Genomic DNA, 22,012 nt, shown 5'->3' on the forward strand with positions numbered 1-22,012 from the left:
CCCGCGGCGCGGTGTCGGGGGCCGGCCCGGAGCCCGGGGCTGCGAAGATCCGGCACCATGCGACTAGTCGTACAAAATGACAAATGCCGGGCGTCCGGGATGCCCCGGGCGGCTTCCGGGACGTCTCCGGGGGCCCGGGTGCGCGGCGGCCTCGCCGTGCTCCTCGTCGCCGCCCTCGCCTCCGCCTGTGCGCAGCACACGCCCGAGGTCCGGGGCGCCCCCGGGCAGCAGCCCCTCGAGGCACCCCCGGCCCGCGCGCTCGACACCTACGCGTCCCGGCTGCGCGCGGCGCAGACCGCCCGGGTCGCCGCCGCCGAACGCTGGAACCTGCGGCAGGTCCCGCTGACGGCCCCGCCGCCCCCCGCCGAGAAGCCGCGGATCACGGCGCGGGAGGGCTTCGAGGTGGACGGGCAGGAGGACCTCCCGCCGGTCTTCACCACCGTCCCCACCGAGGAGCGGATCGTCTTCCTCACCATCGACGACGGCGCCGAGAAGGACCCGGCCTTCCTGCGCATGATGAGCGAGCTGCGGATCCCGTACACGGTCTTCCTCACCGACGACGAGATCAAGGACGACTACGGCTACTTCGAGGAGATGCAGACCCGCGGGGTCACCCTCAACAGCCACACCCTGAGCCATCCCTACCTCCCGGCGCTCTCCTACGCGCAGCAGAGACGCGAGATCTGCGGCATGCAGGAGGTGATCGAGAAGCGCTACGGCAAGCGCCCCGCCCTCTTCCGCCCGCCCTTCGGCAACTACAACCGGGACACCCTGCGCGCCGCCAGGTCCTGCGGCGTCAGGTACGCGCCGATCTGGAACGAGGAGGTCTACGTCGACCACTGGGAGTACCGCGAGTGGGACCGGGACCTCCACCCGGGCGACATCGTCCTCACCCACTTCCGGGGCCGCGACGACTGGGACGGCACGATGACGGACATGGTCCGCCGCTTCCTGGACCGGATCACCGCCGCCGGATACGCGGTGGCCCGGCTGGAGGACTACCTGTGAGGCGCGGGCGGTTCCGGCCGGCCGGGGCCGCCCTGGCAGCCGTACTGCTCACCGGCTGCGCCCCGTTCGCCGGCCCCGCCGGCCACCCCACGGCCGGCAAGGCGGCCCGGGCGGGCGGCGGGGGCCACGCACCGCCGCCCGTCCTGGACCACGTGCGCACCGCCGACCGGGTCGTCTTCCTCACCTACGACGACGGCGCCGACCGGGACCCCCGCCTCGCGGGCCTCGTCCGCGAACGGCGGCTCCCGGTCACCCTGTTCCTCTCCGACACCGTGGCCGGGCCGGCGTACGGCCGCTTCGCCCGGCTGCGTTCCGTCGGCGCGAGCCTGCAGAACCACACCCTGGACCACCGCGCCCTGCGCGGCCTGCCCTACGCCGGCCAGCGCGCCGAGATCTGCGGCCAGCAGACCAAGCTCCACTCCCGCTTCGGCGTCCGCCCCCGCCTCCTGCGCCCGCCCCACGGCCGGTACGACCCGACGACCCTGCGGGCCGCCGCCGACTGCGGCATCACGGCCGTCGTCCTGTGGCGGGCCGAGCTGGGCGCCGACGGCGACCTGACCTGGACCCGCGGCGACCACCGCCTCCACCCCGGCGACATCGTCTCGGTCACCGCTCCGTCCCGCACGGAGCACCTGCTGCGCCGGATCGAGCAACAGGACCTCCGGGTGGGCCGCCTGGAGGACTACCTGGGTCGAAACAGCCCGTCCGGCGCTTGAGGACGAGGCCGTCCAGGCCGAAGCGGGGGTCCGGGGGCGGCAGCCCCTGGCGACGCCCACACCCACGCCGGGTGCGCCCGAAAACCGGCACCGGCACCAGAAAATCCCACGACGCGCCGCAGGCATTGGCACTCCGCTTGACCGAGTGCTAATCGCGGTCATAGTCTCAGGTCTGGCACTCCCCCCTGGAGAGTGCCAACTACGCGACGGGCAGGTCCGGCACCCGCGACGACGGATCCACCTGGTCGCCACCTCAGACAGTTAACCCCGTGAGATCTCCGAAGGGGGAGGTCGGATCGTGACGACCACCAGCTCCAAGGTTGCCATCAAGCCGCTCGAGGACCGCATCGTGGTCCAGCCGCTCGACGCCGAGCAGACCACGGCTTCGGGCCTGGTCATTCCGGACACCGCCAAGGAGAAGCCCCAGGAGGGCGTCGTCCTGGCCGTGGGCCCGGGCCGCTTCGAGGACGGCAACCGTCTTCCGCTCGACGTCTCCGTCGGTGACGTCGTGCTCTACAGCAAGTACGGCGGCACCGAGGTGAAGTACAACGGCGAGGAGTACCTCGTCCTCTCGGCCCGCGACGTGCTCGCGATCATCGAGAAGTAAGCCGTAGGTCGACTCACCTCGACTCTGCTCGACAGCTGCGCCCCTGGCCCCCGCGACCGATAAGAAGCCGGGCGCGAGGGGCGCAGTCTGTTTTCCGTTAGATCAGATTTCCGAGAGGGCTCACGCTCCCATGGCGAAGATCCTGAAGTTCGACGAGGACGCCCGTCGCGCCCTCGAGCGCGGCGTCAACAAGCTTGCCGACACGGTGAAGGTGACGATCGGCCCCAAGGGCCGCAACGTCGTCATCGACAAGAAGTTCGGCGCCCCCACCATCACCAACGACGGTGTCACGATCGCCCGCGAGGTCGAGATCGAGGACCCGTACGAGAACCTCGGCGCCCAGCTGGTGAAGGAGGTGGCGACCAAGACCAACGACATCGCGGGTGACGGCACCACCACCGCCACCGTCCTGGCCCAGGCCCTGGTCCGCGAGGGTCTGAAGAACGTCGCCGCCGGTGCCTCCCCGGCGCTGCTGAAGAAGGGCATCGACGCGGCCGTCGCCGCCGTGTCCGAGGACCTCCTCGCCACCGCGCGCCCGATCGACGAGAAGTCCGACATCGCCGCCGTGGCCGCGCTGTCCGCCCAGGACCAGCAGGTCGGCGAGCTCATCGCCGAGGCCATGGACAAGGTCGGCAAGGACGGTGTCATCACCGTCGAGGAGTCCAACACCTTCGGTCTGGAGCTGGACTTCACCGAGGGCATGGCCTTCGACAAGGGCTACCTGTCGCCGTACTTCGTGACGGACCAGGAGCGCATGGAGGCCGTCCTGGAGGACCCCTACATCCTCATCAACCAGGGCAAGATCTCCTCCATCGCGGACCTGCTGCCGCTGCTGGAGAAGGTCATCCAGGCGGGTGCCTCCAAGCCGCTGCTGATCATCGCCGAGGACCTCGAGGGCGAGGCGCTCTCCACCCTCGTCGTGAACAAGATCCGCGGCACCTTCAACGCCGTCGCGGTGAAGGCCCCGGGCTTCGGCGACCGCCGCAAGGCGATGCTGCAGGACATGGCCGTCCTCACCGGCGCCACGGTCATCTCCGAGGAGGTCGGCCTCAAGCTCGACCAGGTCGGCCTGGACGTGCTCGGCACCGCCCGCCGCATCACCGTCACCAAGGACGACACCACGATCGTCGACGGTGCCGGCAAGCGCGACGAGGTCGAGGGCCGCATCGCCCAGATCAAGGCCGAGATCGAGAACACGGACTCCGACTGGGACCGCGAGAAGCTCCAGGAGCGCCTCGCGAAGCTGGCCGGCGGCGTGTGCGTGATCAAGGTCGGCGCCGCCACCGAGGTGGAGCTGAAGGAGCGCAAGCACCGTCTGGAGGACGCCATCTCCGCGACCCGCGCCGCGGTCGAGGAGGGCATCGTCTCCGGTGGTGGCTCCGCCCTGGTCCACGCCGTCAAGGTCCTCGAGGGCAACCTCGGCAAGACCGGCGACGAGGCCACCGGTGTGTCGGTCGTCCGCAAGGCCGCCGTCGAGCCGCTGCGCTGGATCGCCGAGAACGCCGGCCTCGAGGGCTACGTCATCGTCTCCAAGGTGGCGGAGCTCGAGAAGGGCAACGGCTACAACGCCGCCACCGGCGAGTACGGCGACCTGGTCAAGGCCGGCGTCATCGACCCGGTCAAGGTCACCCGTTCCGCCCTGGAGAACGCCGCCTCCATCGCCTCCCTCCTCCTGACGACCGAGACCCTGGTCGTCGAGAAGAAGGAAGAGGAAGAGCCGGCCGCCGGGGGCCACGGCCACTCCCACTCCCACTGAGCGACCCCGCTCGAAGCACCCCGAGGGCCCGGCACCGCTGTTCACCAGCGGCGCCGGGCCCTCGCCCCGTGGGGCCGGGGCCCTCACCGGTGCGCCCCGCCGGAGCTCTCATGGACGCACGACGTGCCCGTCGGGGCCGGTGCCGCCGGCGGATGGACGACCAGCCGACCGGAACTCGACGTCGGCTGTGCGCCTGGGAGCCGGTCAGCCGTCCTGCCGCACCAGGAACCGCACCGGTTCCGCCAGTGCCGCCCGTGCTCCGTCGGCGTCCCCCAGCCGTGCGGCGAGGGTGGCCTCCGCGAGCCGTGCGGGCAGCGCCTCCGCGAACTTCAGGCCCCGCACGGCGTGCGGGTCCACGTCCGGCAGGGTCACGCCCGTACCGGTGTCCGCCACCGCCGCCCGCCACGCCTGCGGGGTGACGTCGTCCCGCAGCCGGACGAAGCGGCCGTCGACGGTCCGATGCCGCAGGACGACGGAGGGGAGCGACGCGGCCAGGGTCGCGTTCGCCCGGTGCCCGGCCCAGGTCCACCAGCGCACGTCGCCGTCGCCCCGGCGGGTGACGACGGTCCCGGCCGGATGGACCACGTCCAGGTACTTCTCCCGGGCCGCCGCGAGCCTCGCCTCCGCACGGCGGGTCAGGGACACGGGCGGGTCCCCGCCGAGCAGCACGTCACGTACGGCACGGGCCAGGACGAAGGACCGCACGCGATGCGCCCCGAAGCCGCTCCACTTGGCGCGTCCGCCCTCGTCCACGGGTTCCACGAAGCAGCGCCTGCGCCGCCAGTCGATGTACGTCACCAGCCAGCTGCGGCCCGCCAGTAGTAGTTTGCGCGGACCCTCGGTCTCCTCGGTGAGCAGGTCCGGGTCGGTGCGGCCGATTTCCGTCCGCCCGCTGAGCACGGTGAACTCGGGCGGCGCGGTGAACGAGGCCGTCAGGTTCATGAAGTGACGCTGCCCGAAGCGGCGTTCGGCCTCCGGGCCGATGAACAGGGTGCCCGAGTCCCGCTCCAGATAGCCCCGTTCCACCAAATGCCGTACGACGGGTTCGGCGGCGGCGCCGAACACCCCGAGCCCGCCCCACCACTCCTGCCACAGGTTTTCCCCGACCCGGTGCTCCTGGAGGCACAGGGCGAGCAGTTGCTGGGCCACCAGGTGCCGCGGCTCGGGAGGCGGTGTCACCGGTTCCACCCAGCCGCGCGACCAGGCAAGGAGCAGGGCCGCGGCGGCCAGGAAGCCCTCGTCGCCCAACGCGAGGAAGAGGCAGTTGCGTCGGCTGCCGGGGCGGCGTCCGGTGCGGCCGATGCGTTGCAGGAACGAGGCGACCGTAGCCGGTGCGTCGAGCTGGATCACCCGGTCCAGGTCGCCGACGTCGATGCCGAGTTCGAGGGTGCTGGTGGACACGATGACGCAGTCCCGGGCCTCGGCGAACGCCTCCTCCGCACGGCGCCGTTCGTCGGTGGACAGGGAGGCGTGCGAGAGGAAGGCCGTCACGCCGCGCAGCCGGAGCTGCTCGCCCAGTTCCTCGACGGCGCGCCGGCTCTCGCAGAAGACCAGGCGTTTCTCGCCCTGGTGCAGGGCCGCGATCACGGTGGCGGCGTTCGCGACGGAGCCGACGTAGTCCAGTTCGACGTCGCCCGGCGGCGGCGCGACCGCGGCGCCGGTGCCCGGCAGGGACACCCCCGGCGCCACGATCCGCCCCGGACGCGAGCCCCGTCCCGACCCCTGCAGCCAGTCGAGCAACTCCCGCGGGTTGCCCACGGTGGCCGAAAGACCGATCCGCTGCACCGGCCGCCCGACGACGTGCTGGAGGCGTTCCAGCACGGCGAGCAGGTGCCAGCCCCGGTCGTCGCCGGCGAAGGCGTGCACCTCGTCGACGACCACACCGCGCAGCCCGGAGAAGAACGCCCGGTGGTCCACGTGCGTGCTGACCAGCATCGCCTCCAGCGACTCGGGGGTGGTGAGCAGGATGTCGGGGCGGTTCGCCAGGATGCGGCGGCGCCGGGTGGAGGCGATGTCGCCGTGCCACAGCTCGGCGGTGCGCCCCACCCAAGCGGCGTAGGTCTCCAGCCTCGGGTGCAGGTTGTTCAGCAGCGCCTTCAGCGGGGTGACGTACAGGACGCCGGTGCCCTTCCAGCCCTGCCGCTGCGCGCGCGTGAGCAGGGGGAACACGGCGGCCTCGGTCTTCCCGCCGGCGGTCGGCGCCAGCAGGACGGCGTCATGCCCGGCGAGCACCGGCTCGATCGCCTGCTGCTGCAACGGCCGCAGCGAGCGCCAGCCGAGCGAGTTGACGATGTGGTGGGTGAGGATCGGGTCGAGCAGGTCCAGTGCGTCGGCGCTCACGGCAGCTCCAGCTCCACGTCCCCGGCGCTCGCGGCCGCGTTGCGTTCCACCTCGTCGAGTTCCGCGCCGTCCACCGTGAGCGTGTAGTGCCGCCGGGGGTCGAAGTCGTCGAAGGCGTCGACCCGGTCGAGGACGTCGGCCACCAGCTTGCGCAGGTAGAGCCGGGGTGCGACACCGGCCTTGCCGCCCAGCGAGCCGGTCACCGCCCGCGCCAGTTCGTCGAGGTAGGCGTCGTCGGCGCGCAGGGCGACGCGTCCGGGGTTCCTGGCCGTCGCCGCGTACACCTGACGCACCTTGCGGCCGAGCTCACCCAGGGACGCGAGGTCGAAGCCGCTCAGCCGGAGCTGTACCGCGCGCGGGGAGTCGAAGCGGGGGTCGGTCGTGAAGTCCGTCGCCAGCCGCTGCGCGAGCGGCGCGAGGCGCTGCACACCCTGCTGCCCGTCGTAGAAGGCCGGGGTGCCGGTGATGACGAGGAACAGCCCGGGGAACCGGCCCGCGTCGATCTCGTCGAGGAACTGCCGCAGCGCGTTGAGGGACTTCTCCCGCACGTCGCCGCGCACCCGCTGCAGGGTCTCCACCTCGTCGAGCACGAGCAGGAGCCCGGGGTGACCGCAGTCCCGCAGCACCGTCAGCAGCCCCTGAAGGAAGCCGAGGGCGCCGAAGTGGTCCAGGTCGCCGCGCACCCCGGCCGCGCGCTTGGCCGCGGCGGCGACGGACCTCTGCCCGCCGAGCCAGGCGATCAGCGCCTCGGCGCGTGCCCCGTCACCGGCCGCCACGGCGTCGCGGTAGCCGCGCAGCGCGGCGGAGAACGCCGGTGTCGTGCGGGCGACGTCGGCGAGCCGGCGTTCCAGCAGCTCGTCCACCGCCCGGCCGAGTCCGGCCTCGTCGTCCTCCTCGGCCTCTCCCGCGTCGAGGACCTCCTCCTCCAGCGCGTAGAACCACGAGTCGACGACGGCGCGCAGCGCGGACGGCGGGTGGGTGGCGGTGGTGAGGCGTTCGGTGAGCCGCCGGTAGACCGTCTCCAGGCGGTGCAGCGGGGTCTCCGTCTCGGAGATCTGCACCTCGCTGACGGCCAGCCCGCGCCGCTTCACCCGCTCGGCGAGCCAGCGGGCGAAGAAAGTCTTGCCGGAGCCGTACTCGCCGCGCAGCGCGTGGAAGGCGGAGCCGCCGCGGGCGACGGTGGCCAGGTCGTCGTCGAGAGCTTCCGCGAAGCGGTCCAGCCCGACGGCGAAAAGGCCGAGTCCCTGGTGCGGCACGGTACCGCGACGCAGTGCGTCGACGACGTCACGGGCGCGTGCGGCACTGATGCCGGGCCGCTCGTCGGGGGTGTCCACGGCGGTGGTGCTCATGCGGGGGTGCCTCCGGTGAACTGCTGCCGCAGCAGCTCCTTGTCCAGGTGGACGGTGCGGCCGGACTCGACGAGCTGGAGCACGGGATAGCCGTCGATGTTCAGCAGCCGCTCCAGCACGGTGACGAACCGCTCCGGATTGCGCTGCGACTTGCCGGTGGCGGCCTGGGCCGCCGCCGCGACCGCGGCCGGGGACAGCTTGCCCCCGGCGGTCAGCAGCGCGTCGAGGGCGGCGGCCACGGCGGTGTCGGCGGGCGGCAGCCGGACGAAGTCGCGCTGCGACCGGTACGCCGCGCTGCGCACCGTCTCCTCGCCGGGGGTGCCCCGGCCGGGCTGCGGGAAGAGGCTCTCCTCCTGCGGGGCGGCCTGCTTGCGCCCGCGCCCCGGCGCCTTCGCTTCGGGTGCGGGTTCGGCCACCGGCCCGTTGCCGCCCCGCCACCAGTCCGGCACGGTGTCCTCGGCCGGCAGGGCCGTCCATCCGGCGGGGATGCGGCTGTCGGACGGGACGAAGGCGAGGACGGGCACGGTGACCTCGGCGAGGGAGGCGCCGCCGTGGTAGCCGGCCTGGCGGGCGGTGTAGCGCAGGTCGTCGCGCCATGCCGCGGTGATCCGCCCGTCGGCCGCCCGCACCCGGGGCCCGGCGAGCGCGACCTCGCCCGGCCCGGCGGGGCCGGTACGCCAGCGGGCGCCCTGCACGCCGTCGGCGGGGGTGGGGCCCGCGCCCCGGGGGCCCCGGTCGAGTACGTGCCCGTGGTCGGAGACGAGCAGGACGGGCCGGCCGCTGCCGCGGGCCGCGTCGAGGAGGTCGGCGAGTTTCGCGATGTCCCCGGTGCGCCAGCGGGCCCGTCCGCTCTCCCGTCCGTCGGCGAGGGCGTCGTCGATGGTGTTGACGACCACCCCGACGATCCGCTCCTCGTGGGCGAGCTCCTCCAGCAGGGCGGGCGCGAGCCGGTGTCCGGCCGTGCCCTCGTAGCCGCCCTTATGGAAGAGCACCGAGCTGCGCCTGCGCTTCTTCCAGAAGGCGGTGAACCCGGTGCGTTCCACGTCCTGTCCGCCGTCGGCGGCGGTGCCGCAGAGCAGGGAGGCGCGGCTGACGCGTGTCACGGTGGGCAGCATCGCGACGGCGGCGAGCCGGCCGGGCCGGCGTCCGGCGGCCGCGGCCGGGCAGATCTCCGTCCACGCGCGCGGGTCGAGTCCCGCCGCGAGGTCCACGGCGACGTCGGCGCTCATCCCGTCGAGGACGAGGACCAGGGGGCGTCCGCCGTCGCGGGCGAGGGGCGCGGCGGCCTCCGCGAGCACGTCCTCGATCAACAGGGCCCCGTTCGGCGCCTGCTGGGACGCGGCCTCGGTCCAGGTGGCCAGGTCCCGCGCGAACCGTTCGTCGAGCTCCCGCCGCCGGTCCCGTACCCGGCCGATGAGCCGGTGGTACGCCTCCCCGAGCATCCCGTCCCGGGAGGCGTCGCCCTCGGCGAGGATGCCGACGGCCAGGTCGACCCGGCCGGTCGACCGCAGGTGCTGCCGTACGGCCTGGCCCACCGAGGACACGTCGGACGCCTGCGTGTCGAGCCACCGGACCAGGCGTACGGCGGTCCGCGCGCGTTCGGTGGACTCGCCGTACAGCGTGGCGAGCTGGTGGTCGGCGAGCCGGCGCAGCGCGTCCTGCGCGGCCCCCGGCCGTCCGTCGAGGGTGGCGGCGAGGGCGCGCAGCCGGGCCCGGTAGCCGGAGGGCAGCAGCCGGTCCTCGGCGAGCAGCGGGGTCAGCCGCGCGGTGTCGGCGAGCTGGTCGGCGCGCTCCAGTACGGCGACGACGCGGGCCCGTGCGTCCGCACCGGCGGCGCCGCCCGCCTCGGCCTGGGCGATCCACCGGGTGAGCACTCCGGTGGTGGCGGCGGCGTAGGGCGTGAGCGCGTCGAACGATCCGAGCGCGCTGCCGAAGAGCGTGCCGAGGGCGAAGCCCGCGTCGGCCGCGGCAGGGGAGCCGAGGGCTGCCGCGGCGAGCGCGCCGAGCGGCAGCGCGTCGGCTCCGCGGCCGTCGGCGGCCAGGGCGAGCAGGGTGGGCGCGGCGGGTCCGGTGACCTGGGTCAGCCACGCGGTGAGCCCGGCGCGTTCCGGTTCGGTCAGTTCGGCGAAGCGGCGGGGCCCGGCCGGGCCGCGGCTCCAGCCGAAGAGGGTGTCGGCGTCCAGGTCGAGGGAGTCGGCGCCGGTGTCCCCGAGGCCGGTCCGGGCGGCCAGGAGGGCGCGCAGGGCCCGGTCGCGGGTGAGGACGCCGCCGACGCGCGGCCAGCCGCCGGAGGGTTCGGCGTCGAGGAGGGCGTCCAGCAGCCACTCCTCCCGGACCATCCGGGTGTCCAGGCTCTCCGCGCCGAAGAGCTGGGTGACGATGCCGGCCCGGTCCACGGCCAGCGGGCGGCGCCGCACCGCGTGTCCGCGCAGGTCCCAGCCGAGCTGGTCGGCGGGCACCCTGCCGGTGACCACGAGGACGCCGTCCCCGTCGGGGCCGGTGTCGGCGAGGTGCCTCTGCCAGGCCTCGGTGATGCCGAGTGGCGAGTCCTGGTCGGTGACGTGCACGCGGCGCGCGCTGCCGTCGATCTGGACGGTGAAGTCACGTTCCCCGTCGCCGTCCGCCCAGACGGCGTCGACCAGCACCAGCCGCCGTCCTGCGGCGCGTGGCAGTTCCGCCTCCAGCAGGACCTCGATGGCGCGCCGCCCCGCGGCGGGCCGCGTCGGCATCAGCGTGCCTCCCCGGCGTCGTCGGCCGCCTGGGTGCCGCCGGCCCGCCCCGGGCCCTCAGCCGTCCGGGTGCCGTAGGCCGCCCTGGGGTCCGCGAGGGGCCCCGGAAGTTCGGCCGCTCCGGATCCCCCGGGGCTCCGGTCGGCTCCCGAGGTGTCGGCCGCCCCGGAGTTTCCGGCTGCCCGGCCGTCGTGGGCCGTCCCTGAGCCGTCGGCGCTCCGGTCGACTCCCGAGGTGTCGGCCGCCCCGGAGTTTCCGGCTGCCCGGCCGTCGTGGGCCGTCCCTGAGCCGTCGGCGCTCCGGTCGACTCCCGGGTCCCCGACCGGCTGCCAGACGATCTCGACGCCGGCGTCCGGGTGCGCGGCGCGGAAGGCGCGGATCTCCTCCTGCACGGCCGCCAGCTGCACCGCGAGGCGCTGCTCCAGCGCGGTCGCGTCGCCTCCGGCCGGGATCAGCCGGCGCCCGGAGCGACGCGGCGGGGCGCCGTCCCCGGCCGTGTCCCCGGCCGTGTCCGCGGACGAGCCGGACGCAGTGCCCGGGAGCACCTCCGGCCGCGGCGGTACGACGGGGTGCGTGGTGGCCACCTCGGGATCGCTGATCCGCACGTCCTGGACCACGGGACGCGGCGTCGGGTCGGTGACGACGCTCTCCACCTTCAGCGCCGCGTTGATGATCGCGTTGGCCTGTTCCCGGACCCCCGAGAGCACCTCGACCAGGGACCGTTCGAACTCGGAGGCCCGCGCGGTCCGCGCGATCTCGGTGAACAGCCGCCGGGCCCGGTCGCCGACGCCGTCCTCACGTCCGGTCAGCCCGTGCACGTTCCGCAGCGCGGGCCAGTCCGTGCCGTCCAGCGCCGCCAGTACCTCGCCCGCGCTGCCCATCGCGGTGTTCAGGTCCCGCTCGCCGGCGGCCGGGGAGAAGGCGGCCAGCTCCCGCACCAGCGCGGTGGCGTCGCCGCCGTGCCGGGAGAGCCGGGCCAGCAGCCCGGCCGCCTCGCGCAGGATCACGGTGCGGGGAGCACCCGGCTCGTCGAGGCCGAGCAGCGCGGCGTGCCGGTCCAGCGAGGCCCGTACCCCGGCGACGTTCCGCTCCCACGCCTCGGCGCGGGCGCGCAGGTCCTCGGCGAGCCGGTTGACGTTGCGCGCGTACAGGGCGGGCTTGGCGGTCACGCCGAACAGCCGGGCCGCCCGGTCCCGGGCCGCCGCGTACTCCTCGTCGCTCGGCAGCGGCTGGGCCCGCAGCGACCAGCCGGCCCCGATCTCCTGGAGCGCGGGCGCCTCCCGCTCCGGACCGCCCCGCAGCACCCAGGCGCGGTCGTCGAGCAGTGCGTACGCGGCGATGAGGAGATTGCCGGTGAGCCTGTCGAGTCCGGCGTACCCGAGGTCCTTGGTGATCCAGGTGCGGATGTCCTCGACGTCGAGGTCGCCGCGCTGCTGGTGCGCTGCCGCGGCCTGGTTGATCCGGGTGCGCCAGTCGCTGCGCATCACCAGCGGCCCGTCGTGGACGGTGCCGAGCTCCAGCGGCTCCACGATCCGCTTGACGGTCTTCAGGTGGTGGCTGTCGACGTTGTTGGCCCGTCCGCCCTCGTCCATCGCGCGGGTGATCCACTCCAGCGCGGTCCGCAGCTCGCCCGGGGTCACCGCCTTGCGCTGCCCGGTGCGGTCGGCCCCGAAGTCGGGGTGCTTCGGGTACAGCGCGGAGAACATGCCGTCGGCGAGGTGCAGCACGTTGGCCTCGAAGCCCTTGCCGCCCTCCTCCCTGGGCTGCGCGAACTCCGGCTGGAGCGACAGCACGTGGCGCCCGTCCGGCACCTCGGGCCCGGGGTTGGCGTCGGTCGGCCGGGCCAGCCCGTACACCTCGGCGAGCGCGCCGGTGAGCTGGTCGGTGAGGGTGTCGCGGGCCACCTCCAGCTGCCGCCGCACCTTGGCCCGGTCGTCGGGCGGGAAGGTGCCGGTGTAGTCGGCGAGCCGGTCCCTCTCCAGCAGGAAGGTGATCCGCATCAGCCGGCCGAGCTGGGCGCGGCGCTGGTCGGAGAAGAAGTCGGTGAGCCACACCAGTGCCGGCGCGGTGACGCCGGACTTCCGCAGTTCCTCGACGCGGTGGTAGTCGTCGCTGGGGTAGTGGTCGCCGTCGTCGAAGGGGTAGTCGACGACGAACCGCACGTTGCCCGCGGTCGCCGGGGTGAACTGCTCGTCGGGCAGGTCGGACCGGTCGCGCACGTTGCCGAAGACGAACTCGGCGATGCGCCGGGTACCCCGCCAGACGATCTCCTTCTCGGCGACGAACTGCCCGTCGCGCACCCCGATCGCCTCCCACAGCCGGTCCCGCAGCCACACCCGGCGCACGCCGGCCTTGTCCTCCTCGGCGACGGCGTCGAGCAGCGGCTCGATGTCGAGGTCGGACAGGTGCAGCGAGAACACCGGGTCGGCCTCGCCGTCCGAGCGGATCTCGGAGGGGAAGGCGGCCTGGAGGTCCCGCATGCGCCGCACGACGACGTCCCCGGCGGGCACGGTCCGGGAGCGCACCGATCCGTGGTTGAGGGCGGCGAGCCGCGCCCCGGTGAGTCGCCGCAGCGCGGGCACGTCGGGGGCGAGCGCGCCGAGCAGCATCGTCTTCACGAACCGCTCGTCGGCCTGGAAGTCGGCGTGCGTGTCCGAGCTGTACTTCTCCAGCAGGTGGGCGCGCGCCTTCGCGGCGAACTTCACCGCGGCCTCCGACTCGCGCTTCAGCCTGTCGGTGAAGGCGGCCCCGGTGCCGTCCACGAGGACGTCCCATAGGTCGCCGAGCGGGATGAGCCGGCCGACGGCGGCGTCGGCGTTCCGCTCCAGGAGCTGCTGCACCAGCTTCAGGCCGGTCCGCTCCCGCTGGAGCGCGCCGGACAGCGCGACCAGCACGTTCAGCAGTGCCGGGGACAGCGGGTACACGGCCCGGAAGTCCGTCCAGTCGGCCTGGGTGGCGCCGCTGCCGTCGAGCAGGATGTCCTTGACCTGCTGCCCGGTCCGGTCGATCTTCGCGAACTCGGCCTCCAGGACCGCGTCCTTGCCGGGCAGCGGCTTCAGCACCCGCTCCTTGATGATCTCCGGCAGGTTGCGGTCCTCCAGGTCGACCGTGTCGAACCGCTCGTTGAGGTATTCGAGGGCCTGCTCCATCGCCTTGACGTCGGCGCCGAGCACGTCGGAGCCGACGAGCTGGGACAGGTCGCGCTGACGGGAGATGAACGACACGATCGGCACCGGCCGGTCCGCGTCGCCGGACTCGATCAGCTTCACCAGTTTCTGGATCTCGCTGTTGACGAAGGTCCGGTCCCGCATGTGCGCCTGGAGCCACAGCACCAGCTCGTCCAGGAACAGCACCACACCGTCGTACTCCAGCGAGCGGGCGTGCCGGCTGATCGCCGCCAGACCGTTCTCCAGAGGCACGTACTTCGCCGCGTCACCGCGCGCGCTCTCCGCGTACGACCGCATCGGCCCGGTGAGCAGCGCGGACTCCAGCCGCTCCCGACGCGGGTCCCCGGCGGGCGCGCTGAACGCCTCGTCCAGCTCGGCCGCGGTCCAGGCGCCGCCCGCGCCGATGACCTGGAGCTCGTCGTCGTCCTCGTCCGCCCCGCCGTCACCGCCGTCGGCGGGCAGCAGCCGCACGAAGGCGTCGTCGCCGAGCTGCTCCCGCATCCGCCGGGCGTCGGCCAGCATGGCGTCGGAGCGGAACACGGTCGGTGTCGGAGCGTCCGGGTGCTGCTCCCGCACCGCCCGCACGTACCCGCCGAGCAGCGCCTCGTCGAGGTTAGCCGCGCCCACCAGGTGGTACGGCACCATGAGGAAGCGTCGCCCGCGCAGCCACTCGTCGTGCTCGGCGATGACCTCCCGCAGGCGCGGCTTGGCGCGGGCGGCGGGTTCGCCGTTGAGTACGGCGTGCAGCACGGTCAGGAAGTGCGACTTACCGGCGCCGAAGGATCCGTGCAGGTAGGCGGCGTACGAGGCGTTCTTGCGGACGGCGCCGCGGATCAGTTTCAGCGCCTTGTCGAACTGCTCCTGGAGCTGTGGCGTGACCACGTACTCCTCGACCCGCCCCGCAGACCGGCCGCTGAACCCCTGGGACAGCTCGACCTTGAAGTCGCCGGCGTAGACGTCCTCCTTGATGTCGAGTACGTCCCTCAGTACGACCGTCTCGCCGCCTCCCCTGGCCATCAGCGTCCCGCTCCCCACCGCATCCGTCCGGCCGCTCCTTGCGGGGGGCCGGGCCACCCGACGAGGCTCACACGGCTCGGCCGTGCCCCTCGCACATTCCTCCCCAATCCTGCCAGCTCCGGCCCGGGCGCGGGACCGGGCGGTCACGGACCGTTCACACTCCGGGGGCGGCGGCCTTCAGGGCACCGGACAGGTCCGACACGAACGCCTGCCACGACGGCACCTCGGCGACCGGCCCGTCACGGTCGAGCAGGTCGAGCAGCCGGTGCCGGTTCCGGGGGAAGCGCTGCTGCAGTTCCGCGAGGCGCCGCCCCTTGCAGCCGCCGGCCTTCGCGAGGGTGTCCTTGAGCCGCTGCTTCGGATCGGCGACGCGTTCCACGGCCGTCGCCTTCGGCAGGTCGAGCGGGATGCGTCCGCGGGGGTTGCCGGCGACCTCCCGGATGGCCTGTTCGTCGAGGAGGAGCCATGCCTCGAGCATGCGCACCGGCACGACGGGAACGTGCGCCAGCTCGGGCCAGGCCTCGTCGACGGCTTCCGCGATCTCCGTCCTGCGGAGGTCGGGCGACCCGCGGTCCGCGTCGCGTTGGACGACCGCGAGGTCGTACGTGCCTCCCGACTCCCGGGTGGTGCGGAGCTTGTCCGGGACGGACTGTCCGACGTGGGACCGCAGCCAGCGCAGGTCCGGCGCGCTCACCGTGACCGCCACCCCCAGGTCGGCCGCGATCCCCTCCACGTGGCTCACCAGACCCTGGTCGCTGGTGCCCTCGCTCAGGAACAGGACGCGCACGGTCATGCGGCACGTCCGTCCAGGTCGAAGGTGAGCTGGGCGTCCGGCGGCGCCTCCAGGTAGGGGAGGATGTCGAGCTTGGTGACGAAGTCCCCGTCCCGGTCGGCCGCCCGCCAGGTCCCGGCCAGGGGGCGCAGCCTCAGCCGCCGGGTCACCTGGCCGCTTTGGGTCCGGTGGGCGGAGGTGTCGGCGAACAGCAGGTCCTGCGAGTCCACGAGCTGGACGACTCCCGGCGAGTGGGTGTTGATGAGCACCTGACGGAACGGGTTGTCGTCGCCGGGGGTCTCCTGGGGGTCGACCGCGAGGTCCCGCACGAGGTCCACCATCGCCGAGAGGTTGGCCGGGTGGATGCCGTTCTCCGGTTCCTCCATGCACACCAGCCCGCGGATCTCGGGGTCCTCCAGCAGCACGCACAGCGCGAGGAAGCGCAGGGTCCCCTCGGACAGACTGCGGGCGGGCAGCACCATGCCGCTGATCTCGTGCAGCCGGATGGTCAGCAGCTCCCGTACGTCGTCCTCCTGCACGTCGAGCGTGCGCACCTGGAGGCCGGACAGGTCCGACAGCCGGCCGGCCACCCGTGAGTAGACCTGGTCGGGATCGTCCGGCGAGCCGTGCAGCGCGATGCGGAACAGCGTGCCCGGCAGGTGCAGCCCGTTCGGTCCCATCGACCGGGAATCGGTGTAACCGTCGGAGCTGCGCAGCGCCGACGGCTCCAGGGCGAGCCGTCGCCATGACTGCATCTCCCGGCGAACCGCGAGGATGGTCGGGTCGTCGCTGGTGTTGACGGTCGACACGACGGTGGCCCGGGCCCGGGACGCCGCCGCGGGCCGCGGCTGGCCGCGGCTGCCTCCGTCCTGGTGGATGCGGATCACGGATTCGGTGCCCTCCACCGTGGTGGAGATGTAGGAGACGCCTGAGCGCCGACCGGTGACCACCGCGTCCCGGAATCGCGCTTTGGAGTGGGGGAAGCGCAGCCGGGCCCGCGCGTCGCCCTGCTTGATGTGCCGCAGGCTCTCGTGCAGCAGCGACAGCCTGCCGATCTTCTCCGCGCCCTGGGGCGGGTGGTAGCCGAGCTCCAGTTCGTAGCGCAGGAAGGACGTCGTCGGTGTGGCCGGCCGTCCGAAGTCGTCCTCCACGGGCTCCGCCGGAACCAGCATCTCCGCCGCGAACCGCATCCGGTGCATCCCGCGGTCGTAGCCGTTCCAGAAGAGGTCCCGCGCGTCGCCGTGCCGCTCGCCGTGGGTGCCGCGGACCTCCTGGGCGGCCTCCATCAGCGACCGGTCGGCGAGCAGGCTGAGGAACTGGATGGCGTCGAACACGTTGGACTTGCCCGTGCCGTTCTCCCCCGCGATACAGGTGAACGGGCCCAGTTCGACCGTCAGTCCCAGCAGGTTCTTGAATCCGTCGACCTCGAGCCGTGTGAGCATCCGTCCTCCCAGGCGGTCCGCCCGGTCTCCGTTCCGGCCGGGTCGGCCTCGTCAGCAGCATATGTCCCGCGCGGGTCCCCCGATGGGGCCGCGGGCAGGCCGTCCAGGGGTGTGGTGCCCGTCGGGACGCCGACCACGGCCCACACCGTCTTGCCGGGCCCGCCGGTCCGTCCGCCGACTCCCCAGGCGTCGGCGAGGGCGGCCACCAGCAGCAGGCCCCGGCCCCCTTCCGCCCCGGGATCGCCGACGCCCACGCGCGGTCCGTGCTCCCCGCGGGTGTCGCTCACCTCCACCCGTACGAGCCCGTTGTCGCGGTCGGCCGTCAGCCGCAGTTCGGCGTCCCGGCCGGGCACCCGCCCGTGGGTCACGGCGTTGTTGGCCAGTTCGGCCGTGATCAGCTCGACGGCGTCGTGCGCCGGGGTGCCGTGGTGCCGGCCCCAGGCGTCCATCTGGCAGCAGGCGAGCCGGCGGGCCAGACGGGCGCCGCGCGGGGACGGGGTGAAGCGGAACGAGAGCACCGTCTGATCGGCGAGCGGGAGCGGCAGCGCGGACCGCCGCTCCTGGCGGGGGGAAGTGGTCATGCACCGACGATCCCGCGCCCACAGTCTTGTTCACCAGGAGCGCCGCCCCCACGGCGGTGCTCTGTCGGGGCGGCGGGCAACGGTGTCGGGCCTGTCGGGGCGAGGCCGCTCACGCGGGCAGCGGGCGCACCCCGTTGTCGTCCGTCACTTCGTACACGTCGATCCGCAGCAGCTCGCGGATGTGCGCCGGAACACGCTCGACGGCTTTGACGGACGAGGACGGCACGGCGAGTACGTACCGTATGCGGGTGTCCTGGCTCGTCATGCGGCGGAGCAGCTGGCCGTAGGCGATGTCCGCGTCGATGCCCTTTTCCTTGGTGCGGCCCTTGGCCTCGCAGATCAGCCGCTCCTCGCCGCGCACCGCTTCCAGGTCGGTCCAGCGGTCCGTGGGCTCGACCGGCGTCCAGCCCTCGGCGAGCAGCCAGGTGCGGAAGACGTCGGTGACCCGGTCCTCGTCGCTCTTCCGGGCCAGGATCTTCCGCAGCGCCGCCAGGTCGGCCTGCTCGCTGCGCCGCAGCCGCCCGCGCCCGTCCGCGTCCAGGTCGGCCGGACGGACCACGACCAGCCGCAGTCCGTGGGCGGGGATCTCGGTGTCGCGGCGGGCGTCGTACAGGGCCCGCTGCTCGCCCCGGTGGACGCCGCTCACGGTGAGCCGGTCCGGCTTGTCGAAGTGGGGCACCGGCTGGTCGTGCTGGAGCTCCCGGTACTCGACCACCAGCCGGTGTCCGGGCCAGTACGCGTCGACCGGCAGCCTGACCTGACGGCCCCCTGCCCCCGGGTCGCCCAGCAGCCAGTCGAACTTGTGCTGCGTCAGGGCCTCTTCGCCGAGGACCCGATTGCACAGGCCGACCACGTACGCCTCGTCGCTGTCCTCTCGCGATGCCATGGCGCGCATCCTGCCAGGCGCGGCGTCACCGCGGGCTCCCCGTGGCAACCGGACTTGGGCGAACCTGATTTCGCGGCGCGTTTCCTGTAACCGTCCGTGTCCGCTCCAGGCCCCGTCAGACCCGTTGACCGGTGGGTGAGCTGAGGCAGCGGCCGCACTGGGTTTCGTCGCCGGACGGGCGGAAGAGGGTTGCCTGGACGTGGGAGCCCTCGCATTCGCGGAGGGCGGAGAGGCGGCTGGACGGGCGTGCGGGGGCGGGGTGTTCGGCGGCCGGGGTGGTGTCGGGGTCCGGCGCGGGTGGCACGTCGCGGAGCAGGTGGCGCAGGAGGCCGCCGGGGCGGTGGACGGGGGTGCCGTCGTCGGGGAGGCCGCGCAGGATGTGGGTGCGGACGGCGGCGGGGGTGTGGCCTGCCGCGAGCCAGCGGGAGACGAGGCGGGCCAACTCGTCGTACATGCCCCGGGGAATGCGGCGGAGGTCGGGGGAGAGGTGGGGGAGGGCGGCGACGAGGGCGCGGGCGGCTTCGGGGGCCTCGGCTGCCTCCGAGGCGGGTTCCGGGTCCGGCCTCCGCTCCGGCTCGGCGGGATGGTGGGAGGTGTTTTCCCCAGCGTCTTTTCTTGGATGACCGTCGGTTGGCGGAGGGGTCGGGTCACCGACGGCCGGAACGCGGGCACTCGGTGCGAGCTGGGACGACGCGGAGGCGTCGGGTACGCGTACGGGCATCCGGGCGAGGATCTTGGCGGCCTCGGCGGCGCTCAACGGCACGTTGGAGACGAGCTGTTGGGTGATCCAGTGACCGCCGGGCCCCTGGAGCCGCCGTTCGTGGACGAACCCCTCCTCCTTGAGCTGCCGCTTGGCCCGCGTGAAGGCGCACGCGCCGATACGGGCACGCTCGGCGGTGCGCGACAGGGGCTCGCGCGCTCCGTCGGGGAGGGAGAGCTGCCAGGTCAGGAGGCGTACGGCGTCGGAGGACAGCCTGGGGTGCCGAATGAGGTCGTGCGAGAACTGCGTGAAGGCGCGCGGGGGCGGGGTATGGTGCCGGTAAATCACGGTGGAGTCGCTTTCCACTGGTGGTTCAAGGCCCTCGCGGACGGGTGCAACCGGCCGCGGGGGTCGCCTTCGTTCCGTGCCCGGAATGGCACGTGGAAGACGTGATGTCGAGGCGACGCTACCGCACGCAGTGTGCGCGGATGAACGCATTGAGTGAAGAAGGCTTTAGCGTGAAGGCGATCGCCCTGCTGATGCGGCCCGTCACCCGCCCGTGTCGATCACCGCGTACGGGCGACGAGCAGGAGGCGGCCGTGGTGCGGAGCACGGCGTCTACGGGCTTTCTGGAAGGACCGGCGGGGAGCGGAGCCGGGTTCTCCGCGTCGGGCCGTCACATGCCGTTCGGTCCCCGTCTCACCGAGGGACGTCCTTGACTTTCCCGATCAGAAGGCCGGACGCTCGGGCCTTCTCCCGCAACCCGGAGCTCAGGTCTACGGCATCCTCGAGTACCACTACTCGCTGGACCTGGCCGTGCCGGGCAACAGACGGGGCCGACCTGCCGACGTACTCGACGGCCTCTGCGAGGCGCTTCGCCTCTTCGGCGCCTGATTGCTCGGGAGTGGCGACCCACGCGCCGTACGCGGTCCGTTCGCTGACCCAGCCGAGGTCGAACTGTGGTCCCCGTCGCGTTGGAGACCGAACGTCGAGCGCTGCTCGGCCGGTGACCCGCTCGACGAGGCGTGACAGCAGCTTCTCGTGCCGTGGCGTGCCCCGACCCAGCACGCCGGCCTCCAGCCGGTTGATGCCCCGAGTGCGCAGACGGAGCCTGTCGAACGGGCCGCCGAGGAACCCTTCCCCGATCTCGGGCATAACGGTCACGTGCTCGCCCTGCATCTTGAGGTCTCGGCACCGGGCCGGAGCTCCGAACAGAAGGTCCGAGTAGCCGGCGTTGTCGACCACGTGTATGTGCCGACCTGCTCGTCGCGATTCGATGACTGTCAGCAGTTTTCTGCTCAGCTCCCGCTCCGCATCCTTGACGTTGCCTGTTAACTCTCCATGGACGACGAGGGTCACCTTCCTGGAGAAACTGTTCTGGCAGACAGCTCCTAATGTCTGCACACGAGAGAAGCAGTTCTTACGGACAACCCATTCACCGTCCACCCGGGTTTTGCCGGTGAACATGACGGTCTGTCCTCGGAGTTCGTGTATCCAGCCAGTGCACCGCGCGGACACTCTCGTCAACCTCCCGACGGGTCAGAACATCCCCTGTTATGCACAGTACTTCGGGTGGTGCGGAGGAGGGGGGAAAGTCCCGAGGAATCACCTCCGCCCCCATCTCCGAGTGCCCGGGTCAAGAGCGGCGTAGTCGGCCTATTGCTGCGCACCGGCGTCATGTACGCCCCGCTCGGCCACGGGACCCGGCTGGCGCGCGACGACGCGAGCGGGATGACCTGCTCTTTCACTCTTCCGGCGCAACTTGTTTCGGTCTCACCATGGTTGACGCAGGGGGCGTCCTACGGTGCGAGCACGGGTGACCGGTGGACGGGTGTGCTGAGGGGGCGGGTGCGATGGAGTCGGGCGCGGACTCGGGTGCGGGCGTGGAGGGCGGCGCGGGTGCCGATTCCAACGGGGAGTTCCTGCGCTGCTTCGGCCGCCAGATGAAGCTGCTGCGGGAGGCCGCGGGGCTGACGCAGGCGCAGTTGGGGGAGCGGGTCGGGTACGGCGAGGCGCAGATCGCAGCGGTGGAGCAGGGGCGGCGGATTCCTCGTCCGGAGCTGGTGGACGCGGTGGACCGGGAGGTGGGCGGGCGGGGGCTGTTGGTGGCCATGAAGGGGGAGGCGGCGAAGGCTCGGTATCCGTCGTTCTTCCGCGAGTTCGCGGCCTTGGAGGCCGATGCTGCCGAGCTGCATGCCTACGACGCCCATGTCGTAAATGGCTTGTTGCAATGTGAGGAGTACGCACGTGCGGTTTTCAGCATGTGGCGGCCGCTGTTGGACACGGAGACCATCGAGCAACGGGTGTCGGCACGTTTGGACCGGCACAAGTTGCTGGCGCGGCGCCCCAAGCCGCTGCTGAGCTTCGTGATCGAGGAGACCGTCCTGCGTAGGCCCCTTGGGGGCGCTGAGGTTATGCGAGCCCAGTTGGAGCACCTGTTGCTCGTGGGACACGAACGCAACGTAGAACTACAGGTGATGCCGACCGGACGCGACGAACACGCTGGAGTCGCTGGGCCCTTCACGTTGATCCTCACGCGGCAACAACGGAGGATGGCCTATACGGAGGTGCAGAGCAACAGCGCCCTGCATACGGCGCCAGCGAAGGTCCAGGGGTTCGAGTCCACGTACGGAGTCCTGCGGGCGCAAGCGATGACCCCCAGGGAGTCGCTGGCCTGGATCGAGAAGCTCTTGGGAGAGTTGTGAACGCCAACGACGATCAGGCAGCACAGTTGACCTGGGTGAAGAGCAGTTACAGCGCTGGTGATGGTGGGCAGTGTGTCGAGGTCGCGGACGCCGGTACGGCCGTACTGATCCGCGACTCCAAGTGCCCGGACGTGGCGGTCCTCAATGTGCCGTCTGACCAGTGGACGGCGTTCGTACGGATGGCCGCAGGCGTCTGATACGAACGAGGGGCGGTGGGGGACCTTTTGTGCTCCCCAC

Annotated in this window: 16 protein-coding genes; 6 read left to right on the top strand and 10 right to left on the bottom strand. The window is 72.7% G+C overall.

Annotated elements, in window-relative coordinates; genetic code table 11:
* Positions 1-99 precede the first annotated feature (99 nt).
* The 4 genes from AC0VYN_RS03505 to groL all read left to right on the top strand — a co-directional run bounded on the left by AC0VYN_RS03505 (position 100) and on the right by groL (position 4,087).
* A complete protein-coding gene (locus AC0VYN_RS03505) occupies positions 100-1,008 on the top strand; it encodes a polysaccharide deacetylase family protein (protein ID WP_475534718.1) in 909 nt (302 codons plus the stop codon).
* Complete coding sequence (locus tag AC0VYN_RS03510; RefSeq protein WP_475534719.1) at positions 1,005-1,724, top strand: polysaccharide deacetylase family protein; 720 nt, start codon at positions 1,005-1,007, stop codon at positions 1,722-1,724. The genes AC0VYN_RS03505 and AC0VYN_RS03510 overlap by 4 nt, the downstream gene beginning before the upstream one ends.
* 298 nt (positions 1,725-2,022) lie before the next feature.
* Entirely contained in the window at positions 2,023-2,331 is a 309-nt protein-coding gene (groES, locus tag AC0VYN_RS03515) for a co-chaperone GroES (protein WP_053135717.1), read from the top strand.
* A 130-nt stretch (positions 2,332-2,461) separates the two neighbouring features.
* The gene (groL, locus tag AC0VYN_RS03520; protein WP_475534720.1) at positions 2,462-4,087 is read left to right on the top strand and encodes a chaperonin GroEL; all 1,626 of its coding nucleotides are present in this window, start codon (positions 2,462-2,464) and stop codon (positions 4,085-4,087) included.
* A gap of 204 nt (positions 4,088-4,291) precedes the next feature.
* Here groL and AC0VYN_RS03525 read toward each other — a convergent pair whose 3' ends face one another.
* The 10 genes from AC0VYN_RS03525 to AC0VYN_RS03570 form a co-directional block, all read right to left on the bottom strand.
* Positions 4,292-6,427 (bottom strand): DEAD/DEAH box helicase, encoded by a 2,136-nt coding sequence (locus AC0VYN_RS03525; RefSeq protein WP_475534721.1) that lies wholly within the window; start codon positions 6,425-6,427, stop codon positions 4,292-4,294.
* Positions 6,424-7,776, bottom strand: coding sequence for a BREX system ATP-binding protein BrxD (gene brxD / locus AC0VYN_RS03530; RefSeq protein ID WP_475534722.1), 1,353 nt, complete (start codon positions 7,774-7,776; stop codon positions 6,424-6,426). The genes AC0VYN_RS03525 and brxD overlap by 4 nt, the downstream gene beginning before the upstream one ends.
* On the bottom strand, positions 7,773-10,505 hold the full coding sequence (gene pglZ, locus AC0VYN_RS03535) for a BREX-2 system phosphatase PglZ (protein ID WP_475534723.1): 2,733 nt from the start codon (positions 10,503-10,505) through the stop codon (positions 7,773-7,775). The genes brxD and pglZ overlap by 4 nt, the downstream gene beginning before the upstream one ends.
* Positions 10,505-14,689 carry a BREX-2 system ATPase PglY family protein gene (locus AC0VYN_RS03540; protein WP_475534724.1) on the bottom strand — a complete coding sequence of 1,395 codons (4,185 nt, stop codon included), beginning with the start codon at positions 14,687-14,689 and terminating at the stop codon, positions 10,505-10,507. Before AC0VYN_RS03540 ends, pglZ begins: the two co-directional genes overlap by 1 nt.
* A gap of 154 nt (positions 14,690-14,843) precedes the next feature.
* Positions 14,844-15,482: a hypothetical protein gene (locus AC0VYN_RS03545; protein WP_475534725.1), complete on the bottom strand. Its 639-nt coding sequence runs from the start codon at positions 15,480-15,482 to the stop codon at positions 14,844-14,846.
* Positions 15,479-16,903 (bottom strand): AAA family ATPase, encoded by a 1,425-nt coding sequence (locus AC0VYN_RS03550; protein ID WP_475534726.1) that lies wholly within the window; start codon positions 16,901-16,903, stop codon positions 15,479-15,481. Before AC0VYN_RS03550 ends, AC0VYN_RS03545 begins: the two co-directional genes overlap by 4 nt.
* Positions 16,855-17,484 (bottom strand): ATP-binding protein, encoded by a 630-nt coding sequence (locus tag AC0VYN_RS03555; RefSeq protein WP_475534727.1) that lies wholly within the window; start codon positions 17,482-17,484, stop codon positions 16,855-16,857. The genes AC0VYN_RS03550 and AC0VYN_RS03555 overlap by 49 nt, the downstream gene beginning before the upstream one ends.
* 109 nt (positions 17,485-17,593) lie before the next feature.
* Positions 17,594-18,370 carry a hypothetical protein gene (locus AC0VYN_RS03560; protein WP_475534728.1) on the bottom strand — a complete coding sequence of 259 codons (777 nt, stop codon included), beginning with the start codon at positions 18,368-18,370 and terminating at the stop codon, positions 17,594-17,596.
* A 115-nt stretch (positions 18,371-18,485) separates the two neighbouring features.
* A complete protein-coding gene (locus AC0VYN_RS03565; RefSeq protein WP_475534729.1) occupies positions 18,486-19,418 on the bottom strand; it encodes a hypothetical protein in 933 nt (310 codons plus the stop codon).
* A 351-nt stretch (positions 19,419-19,769) separates the two neighbouring features.
* Positions 19,770-20,537 carry a BRCT domain-containing protein gene (locus tag AC0VYN_RS03570; RefSeq protein WP_475534730.1) on the bottom strand — a complete coding sequence of 256 codons (768 nt, stop codon included), beginning with the start codon at positions 20,535-20,537 and terminating at the stop codon, positions 19,770-19,772.
* Positions 20,538-20,923: 386 nt separating this feature from the next.
* On the opposite strand from AC0VYN_RS03570, the gene AC0VYN_RS03575 reads away from it, so the two are divergent.
* Together AC0VYN_RS03575 and AC0VYN_RS03580 are read left to right on the top strand one after the other, a co-directional pair.
* On the top strand, positions 20,924-21,775 hold the full coding sequence (locus AC0VYN_RS03575) for a helix-turn-helix domain-containing protein (protein WP_475534731.1): 852 nt from the start codon (positions 20,924-20,926) through the stop codon (positions 21,773-21,775).
* Positions 21,772-21,972 carry a DUF397 domain-containing protein gene (locus AC0VYN_RS03580; protein WP_475534732.1) on the top strand — a complete coding sequence of 67 codons (201 nt, stop codon included), beginning with the start codon at positions 21,772-21,774 and terminating at the stop codon, positions 21,970-21,972. Before AC0VYN_RS03575 ends, AC0VYN_RS03580 begins: the two co-directional genes overlap by 4 nt.
* Positions 21,973-22,012 lie beyond the last annotated feature (40 nt).

Source organism: Streptomyces sp. 63XJN7_1_ISO-PGPR-S23-121 (assembly GCF_056173025.1).

Bases quoted from the DNA above. Each gene is read 5' to 3' on its own strand.
- AC0VYN_RS03505 (WP_475534718.1), top strand. From the start codon at position 100: ATGCCCCGGGCGGCTTCCGGGACGTCTCCGGGGGCCCGGGTGCGCGGC.
- groL (WP_475534720.1), top strand. From the start codon at position 2,462: ATGGCGAAGATCCTGAAGTTCGACGAGGACGCCCGTCGCGCCCTCGAG.
- brxD (WP_475534722.1), bottom strand. From the start codon at position 7,776: ATGAGCACCACCGCCGTGGACACCCCCGACGAGCGGCCCGGCATCAGT.
- pglZ (WP_475534723.1), bottom strand. From the start codon at position 10,505: ATGCCGACGCGGCCCGCCGCGGGGCGGCGCGCCATCGAGGTCCTGCTG.
- AC0VYN_RS03540 (WP_475534724.1), bottom strand. From the start codon at position 14,689: ATGGCCAGGGGAGGCGGCGAGACGGTCGTACTGAGGGACGTACTCGAC.
- AC0VYN_RS03545 (WP_475534725.1), bottom strand. From the start codon at position 15,482: ATGACCGTGCGCGTCCTGTTCCTGAGCGAGGGCACCAGCGACCAGGGT.
- AC0VYN_RS03550 (WP_475534726.1), bottom strand. From the start codon at position 16,903: ATGCTCACACGGCTCGAGGTCGACGGATTCAAGAACCTGCTGGGACTG.
- AC0VYN_RS03555 (WP_475534727.1), bottom strand. From the start codon at position 17,484: ATGACCACTTCCCCCCGCCAGGAGCGGCGGTCCGCGCTGCCGCTCCCG.
- AC0VYN_RS03560 (WP_475534728.1), bottom strand. From the start codon at position 18,370: ATGGCATCGCGAGAGGACAGCGACGAGGCGTACGTGGTCGGCCTGTGC.
- AC0VYN_RS03570 (WP_475534730.1), bottom strand. From the start codon at position 20,537: ATGTTCACCGGCAAAACCCGGGTGGACGGTGAATGGGTTGTCCGTAAG.
- AC0VYN_RS03575 (WP_475534731.1), top strand. From the start codon at position 20,924: ATGGAGTCGGGCGCGGACTCGGGTGCGGGCGTGGAGGGCGGCGCGGGT.